The 12601-nt window shown below is 41.0% G+C and carries 10 protein-coding genes; 9 read left to right on the top strand and 1 reads right to left on the bottom strand.

Features of this window, described 5'->3' with window-relative positions; translation table 11 throughout:
• The first annotated feature begins 89 nt into the window (after positions 1-89).
• The 8 genes from HCU67_RS07460 (at position 90) to HCU67_RS07425 (ending at position 6008) form a co-directional block, all read left to right on the top strand.
• A complete protein-coding gene (locus tag HCU67_RS07460; protein ID WP_168551929.1) occupies positions 90-1067 on the top strand; it encodes a M23 family metallopeptidase in 978 nt (325 codons plus the stop codon).
• Positions 1067-1396 carry a MerR family transcriptional regulator gene (locus HCU67_RS07455; RefSeq protein ID WP_168551928.1) on the top strand — a complete coding sequence of 110 codons (330 nt, stop codon included), beginning with the start codon at positions 1067-1069 and terminating at the stop codon, positions 1394-1396. The genes HCU67_RS07460 and HCU67_RS07455 overlap by 1 nt, the downstream gene beginning before the upstream one ends.
• Positions 1397-1482: 86 nt before the next feature.
• Positions 1483-2076, top strand: coding sequence for a LemA family protein (locus HCU67_RS07450; RefSeq protein WP_168551927.1), 594 nt, complete (start codon positions 1483-1485; stop codon positions 2074-2076).
• 3 nt (positions 2077-2079) lie between these two features.
• Positions 2080-2517 carry a TPM domain-containing protein gene (locus HCU67_RS07445; RefSeq protein WP_168551926.1) on the top strand — a complete coding sequence of 146 codons (438 nt, stop codon included), beginning with the start codon at positions 2080-2082 and terminating at the stop codon, positions 2515-2517.
• The gene (locus HCU67_RS07440; protein WP_168551925.1) at positions 2498-3301 is read left to right on the top strand and encodes a TPM domain-containing protein; all 804 of its coding nucleotides are present in this window, start codon (positions 2498-2500) and stop codon (positions 3299-3301) included. Before HCU67_RS07445 ends, HCU67_RS07440 begins: the two co-directional genes overlap by 20 nt.
• A 59-nt stretch (positions 3302-3360) precedes the next feature.
• Positions 3361-3828 (top strand): hypothetical protein, encoded by a 468-nt coding sequence (locus tag HCU67_RS07435; protein ID WP_168551924.1) that lies wholly within the window; start codon positions 3361-3363, stop codon positions 3826-3828.
• A 10-nt stretch (positions 3829-3838) separates the two neighbouring features.
• Positions 3839-4312, top strand: a complete 474-nt coding sequence (locus HCU67_RS07430; protein WP_168551923.1) for a hypothetical protein — start codon at positions 3839-3841, stop codon at positions 4310-4312.
• A gap of 85 nt (positions 4313-4397) precedes the next feature.
• On the top strand, positions 4398-6008 hold the full coding sequence (locus tag HCU67_RS07425; RefSeq protein ID WP_168551922.1) for a phytoene desaturase family protein: 1611 nt from the start codon (positions 4398-4400) through the stop codon (positions 6006-6008).
• Between the two features lie 134 nt (positions 6009-6142).
• Here HCU67_RS07425 and HCU67_RS07420 read toward each other — a convergent pair whose 3' ends face one another.
• Positions 6143-6574: a nuclear transport factor 2 family protein gene (locus HCU67_RS07420; protein WP_168551921.1), complete on the bottom strand. Its 432-nt coding sequence runs from the start codon at positions 6572-6574 to the stop codon at positions 6143-6145.
• Between the two features lie 330 nt (positions 6575-6904).
• Here HCU67_RS07420 and HCU67_RS07415 point away from each other — a divergent pair, with 330 nt between their 5' ends.
• A complete protein-coding gene (locus HCU67_RS07415) occupies positions 6905-12469 on the top strand; it encodes an alpha-2-macroglobulin family protein (protein WP_168551920.1) in 5565 nt (1854 codons plus the stop codon).
• Positions 12470-12601 lie beyond the last annotated feature (132 nt).

Genomic DNA, 12601 nt, shown 5'->3' with positions numbered 1-12601 from the left:
TTTAATTAATTTTAACGAACCAAACAAAACAATTTCTATATTTGGCTGTTTTCTATTTTAAGTGATCAAAAATAGAACAAAAACCAATCATGTCTAAGGTTAAATACTATTACGACCCCGATACGCTATCGTACCGAAAAATCGAACCCAAAAAGTCGAAACGGTATCGTAATTTATTTTTCTTTCTATTAGGGTCTGCCCTTTTCGGTTTACTAGGATTGATTATCCTTTTAAATACCAGTCTAGTAAATACGCCTAAAGAACTATCATTAGAGCGAGAGGTTCAGAACTACGAGCTACAATTTGAAATTTTGGACCGCAAGATGCAGCAGATGGGAGAGGTATTGGCCAACATCGAAGATCGCGACAACAATATTTACCGCTTGTACTTTGAAGCTAATCCCATACCCGAAGAGCAACGAAAGGCTGGTTTTGGTGGGGTTAATCGATACAAATCGTTGGAAGGCTACAAGAACTCAGAGATGATTATTGATGTGACCAAAAGATTGGAGGTCATTCAAAAACAAATGGTCATCCAATCAAAATCTTTGGACGAAATCGCAAAATTGGCCGAAGAAAAAGAGAAGCTCTTGGCCGCCATTCCTGCAATTCAGCCTGTTAGAAATGAAGATTTGACGAGAATGGCCTCAGGTTTCGGATGGCGAACTGACCCATTTTTGAAAACAAGAAAAATGCATTACGGCATGGACTTCACAGCACCAAGGGGAACACCCATTTTCGCCTCAGGTAATGGTAAGGTCATTCGTGCTGACAATGCCTCAGCAGGTTTTGGAAAGCATATCAGAATCAATCACGGCTACGGTTATGTATCGCTATATGCACATTTAAGCAAGTACAATGTTAGTGTCGGCCAGCAGGTTAAACGTGGTGATTTAATAGGTTTTGTCGGAAATACTGGACGTTCCGAGGCACCACATTTACACTATGAGATAAAGAAGGATGGTGAGCGGATAAACCCAATTAACTTCTATTATGGAAGCTTGACTGCTGAAGAATTCAAAAACATGCTCAAGTACGCTGAACAAGAGAACCAATCACTTGACTGATGCATGTTGAACTCCCGGAAAAGAGATATTATGGTATTGGCGAGGTAGCCAAAGCCTTTGGTGTAAACACCTCACTCATACGTTTTTGGGAAAAGGAATTCGATGTTTTAAAACCTAAAAAAAACGCCAAGGGTAATCGAAAATTCACTCCTGAAGACATTAAAAATCTACAGCTGATTTTTCATTTGGTCAAAGAACGAGGCTTTACCCTAGAAGGTGCTAAAATTCATTTGAAGGAAGAAAAACACAAGACCCTTTCCAATTTTGAAGTCATTGAAAAACTTCAAAAGATAAAATCCGAACTTTTGAAAATTAAAGAGAATCTATAGAAAACTAATTCAGAGGAAAGTGTAACTTTTCAGTGTAATTTGTTTCTAATAGTTACCTAACCACTATAAATTAAAACAAGAGAATTATGAAAAAATGGTTAATACCCTTGGTTGTACTGGGCGTACTTGTTTTTGCAATTTTTGCTTGGGCCAAAGGCTTTTACAATACTGCAGTAAAACTGGAAGAACCCACAAAAGAAGCTTGGGCCAAAGTAGAAAGTTCATACCAGCGACGTAATGATTTGATAGGAAACTTGGTCAAAACGGTTCAAGGGGCAGCCGATTTTGAGCGCGGTACTTTAACCGATGTCATAGAAGCAAGAGCCAAAGCGACTCAGGTAAATATCAACCCTCAGAATGCACAAGAGTTGGCCCAATTTCAAGAAGCACAATCTGGCCTATCATCAGCCTTGTCACGTTTATTGGTGACCGTAGAACGTTATCCAGATTTAAAGGCCAACCAAAACTTTTTGGAATTACAGTCTCAATTGGAAGGAACTGAGAATCGAATTAATGTGGCAAGGGATCGTTTCAACGAAACCATCAGGCCTTATAATGAACACATCAAAACATTCCCGAATAATGTCTTGGCAGGATTTTTCAACCTCGATGAATTGGCCTATTACGAAGCAGATGCTGGAGCAGAGCAAGCCCCAGACGTCGATTTTAATTTCGACTAGCGTATGAACAAGGTCGAAGCCTTTTTAACTGCTGAAGAAGAGCAAAAAATAGTCGATGCCATCTTGGTAGCCGAAAAAAACACCTCAGGTGAAATTCGGGTACATATTGAAGCTTCGGCCAAAATTGACCATTTTAGTCGCGCCCAGCAGGTATTTCATTTTTTAAAAATGGACAATACTAAAGATGAAAACGGTGTGCTCATCTATGTGGCTGTTGAGGACAAAAAATTTGTCATTTATGGCGATAAAGGAATAGACAAAGAGGTACCTAGGGGATTTTGGGAGTCAACCAAAGAGAAAATTCAATCACACTTTGCCAATGGTGAATTCACTGAAGGCATTATTGCCGGTATTCTAAATGCAGGTAAGGAGTTGGAAGCACACTTTCCTTGGCTCCATGGCGATGAAAATGAATTGAGCGATGCGGTTTCAAAAGGCTAGTTTTTTAGTACTGATTTTTTGGGGCGCATTTAGTTGGGCACAATTTGATATTCCGCCAAAGCCAGAAAAAGAAACAAGTGTTTACGATTACGTAAATCTTCTCAATGCTGTTCAACGAGGGCAACTGGAGCAAAAATTAATTCGGTATTCAGACAGTACCTCAACGCAAATTGTTGTTGCTATAATTTCTTCAACAGAAGGTGAAAACATAAACTATCTCGGGGCCCAATGGGGTCAAGAATGGGGCATCGGTCAAGCTGACAAAGACAATGGTATTCTAATTCTATTAGCTAGGGACGACCGCAGAATCGCCATCAATACCGGATACGGAGTTGAAGAATTTCTTACCGATTTGATGAGTAAACGCATCATTGAACAAGTTATCATTCCCGAATTTAAACAAGGGGATTACTACGGTGGTTTAAATGCCGGTTCTGATGCTATTTTTCAGGTCTTGACCGGTCAGTTTACTGAAGAACGCACCTTTAATAATAATGGCTATTCACAATTTGAGAAGCTGTTACCCCTAATTATTTTCTTTATCATCATGATGATTTTGATCAATCGTGGTAAAAGAGGTGGAGGTCGAAATAACCGAGGTGGTCGCGGTGGTAGTGGACTCGATATTTGGGATATGATCATCCTTAGTAACATGGGTCGTGGTGGTTATCGCGGTGGATCATCTGGAGGTGGTTTCGGAGGCGGCGGATTTGGTTCTGGCGGCTTTGGCGGTGGCTTCGGCGGTGGCGGATTTGGAGGTGGTGGCGCCTCAGGCGGGTGGTAAAAATTTCACTTGAAAAAGCAACGCTTAATGCTCCCCTTCATCTTACTTGAAAATCATCAATGAAAAAGACGTACTTCTTACTGTTGCCTCTTTTTTTTGCTTTTGGATGTCTAGGAGAGGATTGTGATGGAGTATCCTGCCTTGGACAGCCCATCATTGCGATTGAATTAATCCAGAATAATACGAATGTTTTAGAGGAAGCCATTTTCATTTTAGATGAAATTGCTTTAGAAGGTGAAAACACAGAAACCTTTGAGTTAACCATCGCTGCTATAGAATTTTTAGACGATGCAAATCAAGTTTCAACCAAAACGGTCCTTTTTATTTCAAATAGTGATTGGGAGCCAATACAATACGACTTAAATCTTGAATTGGCCTCAGACTTTTCAGTACCAATAACTACTGATATTGGACTTTCTCAGGGAGATTGCTGCGGGGGCATTCCGTTGCTGGAATCACTTGCGATTGATGGAGAAGCGATTCCTGAAAATGAACTCTATAACGTTCATTTGGTTGAACTAAATTAAACCCAGTAAGATGTCAAAAATCAAATCTCTCTTCTTAGGTCTTTGCTTACTACTTTGCTTGGCCGGTTGTAAAAATGAAAATGAAGAAGATTTTATTTTGGAATGCGCATGTGACCCTTTTTCTTCAGTTTCATTTCAAGTCACTTCCGACGATTTCAATGTTTTCGAAAATGGAACCTATACCCTTGAAGACGTTACAATTACAGGGAGTGACATCGAGGATTTTGAATTAACGCTTCAAGATATTGAGATTCAATATGGCTCTACGACCGAAACCATTCTTACTTTAAAAAGTACTGATTGGCAACCTCAAGATTACGCGTTACAACTCAATATTGGTAATGAATATTCCGCGGATCTGGACCTCAACATAGTGCTTTCCACCGGGGAATGTTGCGCTGGACTTCCTACACCCGAATCAATTTCCATTGACGGGATAATTCAAGAAAATCCCTATCAGGTCATTAGAATCACACTAGAGTGAACTTCAACAAAAATGGGGCATAAGAAAATCCATTCCTTCACTACTTCTTAAATAATTCGGTACATTGGGAGGTAAATGATTAGAAATGGTCCAATCCTATAAAAAGAAACATACCCTAGCCGATAAATACGATGCCATTATTATTGGTTCCGGAATGGGTAGTCTAGCTACAGCTGCCTGTCTTTCGAAGGAAGGTAAAAAAGTATTGGTGCTGGAAAGACATTATACAGCTGGGGGGTACACCCATGTTTTTAAACGTCGTGGTTATGAGTGGGATGTAGGCATCCACTACATTGGTGAAATGGGGCGGGACAAAGGAGTGTTGAAACAACTCTTTGATTATGTTACCGACGGTGAACTAAAATGGGCCGATATGGGGCCTGTCTATGATCGCATTGTTATCGGCCCAAATACCTATGATTTTCCTAAGGGCGTGACCAATTTCGCCAATCAGATGAAAGCCTATTTTCCAGATGAAGCTGAAGCGATTGACAAGTACATTGACTTGGTTTTTCAAGTATCTAAAGCAAGTCGTGATTTCTATGCAGAGAAGGCAATGCCACCACTGATGCAAAAATTGGTGGGTGGAAAAATGCGAAAGGGTTATTCATCTTTTGCCAGTCGAAGTACTTTGGAAGTTTTGCAAGAATTGACCTCGAACAAAGAATTAATCAAGGTCTTGACTGGCCAATATGGCGATTATGGACTACCACCTTCAAAAAGTAGTTTTGCAATGCACGTTTCTGTTGTTAAGCATTACTTCAATGGTGGCTATTTTCCAATTGGTGGGTCGGCACGAATTGTTGAAACGGTCGACCCCGTTATTGAAGCTGCCGGAGGAACCATATTGACCAATGCCGAGGTAACTGAGATTTTAGTTGAGGGCAATAAAGCAAAAGGGGTGAAACTTGCTGATGGCAAAACGTATTTTGCCGAAATAATTATTAGTGGTGCCGGTATTGTTAACACCTACGACAAGTTCCTTCCAAATCAGGTTTCTGAAAAATACCAATTGGACGAAAAACTTAAAAAACTATCTCCCTCTGTGGCCCATGTCTGTCTCTACATTGGATTAAATGGCACTCCGGACGAATTACAGCTCCCAAAAGCAAATTATTGGATTTACCCAGAAGATGTTGATCATGATGAGGCGACTGAACGCTATGCTAAAGATATTGAACAACCCATGCCAGTCGTGTACATTTCGTTCCCTTCGGCTAAGGACCCTTCATGGTCTGAACGTTATCCTGGCAAAAGTACTATTGACATTATAGCACCCATGCCCTATGAACTATTCAAAGAATGGAGCGGAACTAAATGGAAAAAACGTGGTGATGACTATGAACAGTTTAAAGAAAAATTAGCACAACGTCTATTGGCGGAACTCTATAAACTGGAACCTCAGGTAAAGGGCAAGATTGACTGTTATGAGCTTTCAAGCCCAATAACAACCCAACATTTTATGAACTATGACCTGGGTGAACTCTACGGAATTGATCACAACCCAGAACGTTATGGGCACCGATTTTTACAGCCTCGAACGCCTATCAAAAACCTATACCTAACAGGTCAGGACATTGTAACTTGCGGAGTGGGTGGTGCACTTTTAGCAGGTTACCTTACAGCATCAACTATTCTTAAAAAGAACGTTATCAAAGATGTTATGAAATCCCAATCTATAGGCCAACCTGTATGATATTTCACTTAAACTTTATGATGATAATTGCAGCCATTAGAGCAACCAAAAATAACGCCGCTACGATATAAGATGTTTTTGAATTTCCTTTGAAAAATTCTATTATCAACACAAAAATCTCCTCAATCATCTTTTTATTGAACCGTCGACATTTTAGGCATGCGATAGAAAATCTTGTTAACGATTTTCCACTCACCATCTATTTTCAGCAGGTTCATAAAATCGACAAAACTGAAGGTTTCGTATTCGATTTCCAATCGAGCATTGGCAGCATGACCGGAAATTGTAATGTCAGAAATTCGGGTTTTACGGGTTGGTTTGGGCTTTGAAGCATCCATGCCCGAAAAGAATTCAAGAGCGTTGACTTCTTTATAGCCCTCGTCTGTAATATATTTCATGGTAGCTGTTTCGTGAAAGGCCTTTTTCAGGGTTTCATAATCGTTGTTATTGCCTCCTTCCAAATAATAATTAACGGTTTGTGCGACCAATTCGTAATCGGTTTCTTGGGCATTGCCAAATGATAAAGACAATACAATTACGAAGGTGGTTAGAAATAGTCTTTTCATGATTGTTGTTTTTTATTGAACTCATTTTGACTTTTTGGGTTTAAGCGAAAATTGATGGTTTCAGTACTGTTGAAGACTTTTTTGAGTTGCATAGCAGAGTTACGGAAGGATAAAAAGGCAAAAACAGGGTTGAAAACAACATTTTTTTAGCAAACTGAAAAAGTTTAAATGAGTTCATTGGTTCCTTTAAAAGTATTAAAATGATGTTGGCATTAGGCCTGTCACAATCCTAATAATTTTATAAAACTTGGCCTTTCAGACCTTTAAGGTTTTGATAACCTGTAGGGTCTCCCAAAAAATTGACCGTATCTTTAAACAAACAACTGACCGATGATACGAAGAATTGCAATTCTTTTATTAGCAGCATTTACATTTCAGGTTTCGTGCAAGAAAAAAGTTGACCTAGACGACCAGGACAACCTATATCAATTTCGGGAGTACATTAGTTTCAATACCTATGGGCAAATCAGTATTGGCGCTGAAATTAAAGTGTTGTTCAACAAACCCATGGATCAGTTTGAACTCAATCAAGAACTACCTGTCGAGTACTTAAAATTTGCACCGGCACTTAAAGGGAAACTGATGGTAACCAATACCAGCGGTTTGGTCTTTGAGCCTTCTGAACCTATGGAGTCTGGAACCGAGTACCAAGCCACGCTTCGATTGGACAAACTTTTCCCAGGGATTCAAAAAGAACTCAAAACCTACAGTTTCGCCTTTAAGACTTTAGACCCAAACTTTAAAATAAATTTGGACCAGTTACAATCCTACAGTCGGGAATGGCAATACCTCAACGGAACCTTACAAGGGGCAGATATCATGCCCGCAGGGAAAGTCAAGCAACTATTAAAAGCAACATTCGATAGTAAAAATCTCAATATAAAATGGGAGGGTGAAGACACCATGGCCCAATACTTCAATTTCACCATTGACAGTATTCCTCGAGGTAAAAATGACCAAAAAATCACAATATCTTGGGATGGAAAATCATTGGGGGCTGACAACAAAGGTTCAGAAACATTCAACATACCCGGCAAGGATAAGTTTGTGGTAGTTGATGCCAAAACTACAGCTTCACCAAGCCCCATGCTGGCACTGAACTTTTCAGAACCCTTGGATGAAAACCAGAACTTAAATGGATTGGTTACGATTGAAAATGCCCCAAGTCTTCGATACGAAGTGAATGGCAATGTTTTAAATGTGTATCCTTCAACGCTGTTGACCGGCCAAGTACGAGTAAACGTTTTTGAAGGACTCAAAAATCAATACGGCAATAAGCTAAGCCAAGAATTTTCAGAGCTGGTTTCTTTCGAACAATTGAAACCCCAAGTGCGATTAATTTCAAAAGGAACCATTTTACCAAACGCCGACAAAACACCGATTTACTTTGAAACGGTCAATTTATCACAAGTTGAAGTTCGGGTCATTAAAATATTTCAAGACAATGTACTCCAGCACTTACAGCAGTCCAATCTAGGAATCAGTTATCCCTACGACTTAAAAAAAGTAGGTCGTCGCGTGGCATTCAAGGTTTTGAATCTTGGTACAGATGCTTCGAATAATCAGTGGAAAGCGCATGCCCTAGATCTTTCAGAATTAATAAATCCTGACCCAGGGGCTTTGTATCGAATAGAATTCAAATTCAATCAAGACTACTCCCTTTACAATTGTGAAAACGCACCCACGGTTCAGGTTCAAGATGAATATGGAGAAGATTACTATGAAGAAGAAATTACCACCGCTGATTCAAGGGAAGAAGAGGAAGAACGCGAACAATTGTTTTGGGACAATCAGATGTACTCATGGCGACAAAATAGTTACAATTGGCAACAACGTGACAACCCATGTCATCCAGCCTACTATAGTCAGGACCGTGAGGCATACACTCACGTATTGGGCAGTAATCTTGGATTGATCGTTAAAAAAGGCAACAACAACACCTACCATGCATTCGCCACGGATCTTCTTAATGCCCAACCACAAGGAAACACGGAAGTGACTTTCTACAATTACCAACAACAGGCTCTATCAAAAGTCATCACCGACCCTGATGGGGTAGCCATATTCGATTCAGAAAACCAAGTGGCTTTTGTTGTTGCAAGACAAGGCAACAACTATGCCTATGCCAAATTGGAAGATGGGAATGCCCTGAGCTTAAGCAAGTTTGATGTTTCCGGGCAATATTTGGAGAAGGGCATTCAAGGCTTTTTATATGCAGAACGCGGAGTTCATCGCCCCGGTGATACACTGCATTTGACCTTTGTGTTGGATGATAAGAGCAATCCCTTGCCTGAGAATCACCCAGTGGTTTTAGAGGTTACCGATCCAAGGGGCAAACTGGTAGAACGAACTGTTGCCAGTACTGAGCGACCAACACTGGAAAACAAATCAAAAAAAACAGGAAACTTCTATTATTTCCCCATCGAGACGGCTCAAGATGCTCCAACCGGTAATTGGAATGCCAAAGTATTGGTCGGTGGTGCACAATTCAATAAAGTGCTAAAAATTGCTACTGTAAAACCAAATCGACTGAAAATCGCCTTGGATTTTGATGACGATATTTTACAAACAGATAAGGCAACTACTGGAAAAGCAAATGTGCAATGGCTGCATGGAGCACCAGCTCGAAATCTAAAGTTTGAAATGGATGTCAAATTACGAAATGTCTACACCGCATTTCCCGATTTCGAAAATTATGTTTTCATAGACCCTGTTCGAAAGTTCTCTGAAATTGAAATGCCTTTCTTTAGCGGAAACCTCGATAATGAAGGTAATGGAAATTTCAGCAAGAAGTTAGCGGTTGGAAGCAAAGCCCCGGGAATGCTTCAAGCTACATTTACAACCAAAGCATTTGAAGGTGGTGGGGATTTCTCCATGGATGTCTATTCAAAAAATCTCGCGCCTTTCACCCACTTTGCAGGCCTTCAGGCTCCAGAGCCTGACCGTTGGGGTTCGTACCCGACCGGTTCAAAGACCAATTTTGATGTAGTTTCAGTAGACACCAAAGGTAAAGCAAGTGGCAATCGAAAATTGGAAATCAAACTGTTTAAAATTGAATGGCGATGGTGGTGGAATCGAGGCTACGACAATCTCTCACGATACGAGAATAGTCAAGTTCATCGACCCATGCAGTCGTTTTCGGTAACCACTGGAAGCAATGGTAAGGCCACTTTTGACCTTACCGTACCTGAAAATGAAGGTGGGCGTTATCTGATTCGAATTATAGATGAAGCCTCGGGGCATGCAACCGGCATGACCACCTATTTCTACAAAGATTGGTGGAACCGCCCTGCTGATGGCGATAGTGAAAGTGCCAAAATTCTTTTGTTCGCAACCGACAAAGAGCAATATCAAACCAATGAAGAAGCGGTAATTACCTTCCCTTCTTCCCAAGGCGGAAATGCTTTGGTCAGTATTGAGAATGGTAGCGAAGTACTGTATACCAAATGGGTGGACACCCAAAGTAAGGAGACCAAAGTCAATATCCCCATCTCCCCTGAAATGGCGCCCAATGTATTTGTAAATATCTCTTTGCTACAGCCACATGGAAGTGTCGATAACGACCTCCCCATACGTTTGTACGGCATTGTTCCCATCTTGGTTGAAAACCCAGAAACAGTTTTGAAACCAAAATTGAGCATGCCTGATGTCCTGAAACCCGAGGAAAGCTACACCGTAAAGGTGTCCGAAACCAATAATAAGCCGATGACCTACTCCTTGGCTGTTGTTGATGAAGGACTGTTGGATTTAACCCGCTACACCACCCCAGATATTCATGCTGAGTTTTATGCCAAACAAGCTTTGGGCGTCAAGACCTTTGACATTTTTGATGATGTCATGGGGTCCTATTCAGTTAGTGTGGGGAACATTTATGCTGTCGGTGGTGGTGACGCTGCTGCTGGTGCAAAAAACAGAAAAGCGCAACGTTTTAAACCAGTGGTCACCTATTTGGGCCCATTTGAATTAAAAGCTGGGCAAACCGCTACCCATGAGTTGGATATGCCCAACTATGTAGGTGCCGTAAAAACCATGGTTGTTGCTGGCAATGCCAATAGCGCTTATGGCCATGCGGATAAAAGTGTTCCCGTACGCAAACCTTTGATGGTTTTGGCTTCGATTCCTAGAAAGTTATCTCCTGGTGAAAAAGTCACCATACCCGTGACCGTATTTGCCATGGAGAAAAAAGTTAAAAATGCCAAAATCAGCATTCAAACTGGGGATGGTATAAAACCCCTTGGACCAACCAGCCAAAGTCTTCAATTTGCGTCTGTGGGAGAGCAAATGGTCTATTTTGATTTTGAAGTGCTGCCGAATCCGTCCATCCAGAAAATAAAAGTGAATGCATCAGGTGCAGGTGAAAAGGCGAGTTACGAAATAGAATTGGATGTAGAGAATCCAAATCCGATTTCATCAAAAATAACCCTACAAGAGTTGCAACCCAATGCTTCGTTGGACATTCCTTTTGAAACTTTTGGAACGGCAGGTAATAACGCCGCGATTTTGGAGTTTTCTACCTTACCACCGATGAACCTCGAAAAACGATTGGGGTATCTCATTCGTTATCCACATGGTTGTGTTGAGCAAACTACTTCAGCAGTTTTTCCTCAATTGTATTTGTCCGATATTTTGGACATCACTTTTGACAAGAAAAAGGAGCTTGAAAACAATGTCAAAGCTGCAATTCGAAAATTAGGAGACCGACAACTACCTGAAGGTGGCCTTGGGTATTGGCCAGGAGCGTACTACGTAGATGATTGGGGTACCAGCTATGCCGGACATTTTATGCTCGAAGCAAAAAAGAAAGGCTTTGCCCTACCACTGACCTTTATGAGCAATTGGTTGCGCTATCAGAAAAAAATGGCACGTCAGTGGAGCAACCAGCAGACTTCCTACAACAGTGATTTGGCTCAAGCGTATCGCTTGTATACTTTGGCCCTTGCGGGTGAACCAGAGCTTTCCGCCATGAACCGTCTACGTGAGGCAAAGAAATTAAGCAACAATGCCAAATGGCGATTGGCCGCGGCTTATGCATTAACGGGTAAAGAACAAATAGCCAAATCGTTGGCTGGTAAAGCCAATATTGATTTCAGGCCGTACCGTTACGATTACCATTCGTATGGCTCCGTTTTTCGTAACCGTGCTATGGCCTTGGAGACCATGGTCATTTTAGGTGACAGCAAGCAAAGCGAATTGGCCCAAGGTCTGGCGAAAAGTTTGAATTCCAGCAGATGGTTCAGCACCCAAGAAACGGCCTATGCCCTTTTGGCGCTGTCAAAAATGGTGGCAAAAAATGGTGGCAAAGCCATAAAAGTACAATTGGATGGCACCAATATCGAAACCCAAAAAGCAATCGTACAACGGGAACTACAAACACAAATGGGTAACAATTCAGTTAGCTTGAAAAACAATCAGAATAACTTGGTCTATGTAAACCTTGTTCAATACGGAAAACTGCCTTTGGGAGAAGAATTGGCTGAATCTAGAGGGCTTCAAGTCACAGCTAAGTTTCTAGATGGAACGGGAAAATCAATGGATGTGAGCAACCTGATGCAGGGCACGGAAATCACTGCGCAGATATCCGTTTATAATTCCACTGCAGATTATGTGAACAATATCGCATTGACACAACTATTCCCAAGTGGTTGGGAAATTGTGAATACCAGTTTTACTGACTTGGGCACCCCTAATAGCACAAAAGCAGATTATGTAGACATTCGGGATGACCGTGTGCAGTACTATTTTGATTTGGATGGTCGAAAAACCAAAACCTTCACTATCAAGTTGAATGCTTCCTATATGGGCGACTATTATCTACCTGGAGCACAAGCAGAAGCCATGTATAACAACGATTATTTTGCACGAACCAAGGGAGAATGGATTACAGTATCCAAATGAAAAATCTTTTGAAAAACATTTAGATGTTGTTCTGGATATTCATTCTTTTATTTCTTCCTGCAGTGATAGCTGCAATATCTGGGATGATTTCTGCAAATAAGAAGCGGAAAAGAAATGGGATGAGTTTCAACG

The sequence above is a fragment of the Croceivirga thetidis genome (genome assembly GCF_012272815.1).
Classification (GTDB): Bacteria; Bacteroidota; Bacteroidia; order Flavobacteriales; family Flavobacteriaceae; genus Croceivirga; species Croceivirga thetidis.
The sequence above is the reverse complement of the archived record's forward strand: the minus strand, read 5'-3'. Positions and strand labels throughout refer to the sequence as shown.

What these genes read in the sequence shown, in the direction of transcription:
- HCU67_RS07460 (WP_168551929.1), top strand. Translation starts at nt 90, where the DNA reads ATGTCTAAGGTTAAATACTATTACGACCCCGATACGCTATCGTACCGA.
- HCU67_RS07455 (WP_168551928.1), top strand. Translation starts at nt 1,067, where the DNA reads ATGCATGTTGAACTCCCGGAAAAGAGATATTATGGTATTGGCGAGGTA.
- HCU67_RS07450 (WP_168551927.1), top strand. Translation starts at nt 1,483, where the DNA reads ATGAAAAAATGGTTAATACCCTTGGTTGTACTGGGCGTACTTGTTTTT.
- HCU67_RS07445 (WP_168551926.1), top strand. Translation starts at nt 2,080, where the DNA reads ATGAACAAGGTCGAAGCCTTTTTAACTGCTGAAGAAGAGCAAAAAATA.
- HCU67_RS07440 (WP_168551925.1), top strand. Translation starts at nt 2,498, where the DNA reads ATGCGGTTTCAAAAGGCTAGTTTTTTAGTACTGATTTTTTGGGGCGCA.
- HCU67_RS07435 (WP_168551924.1), top strand. Translation starts at nt 3,361, where the DNA reads ATGAAAAAGACGTACTTCTTACTGTTGCCTCTTTTTTTTGCTTTTGGA.
- HCU67_RS07430 (WP_168551923.1), top strand. Translation starts at nt 3,839, where the DNA reads ATGTCAAAAATCAAATCTCTCTTCTTAGGTCTTTGCTTACTACTTTGC.
- HCU67_RS07425 (WP_168551922.1), top strand. Translation starts at nt 4,398, where the DNA reads ATGGTCCAATCCTATAAAAAGAAACATACCCTAGCCGATAAATACGAT.
- HCU67_RS07420 (WP_168551921.1), bottom strand. Translation starts at nt 6,574, where the DNA reads ATGAAAAGACTATTTCTAACCACCTTCGTAATTGTATTGTCTTTATCA.
- HCU67_RS07415 (WP_168551920.1), top strand. Translation starts at nt 6,905, where the DNA reads ATGATACGAAGAATTGCAATTCTTTTATTAGCAGCATTTACATTTCAG.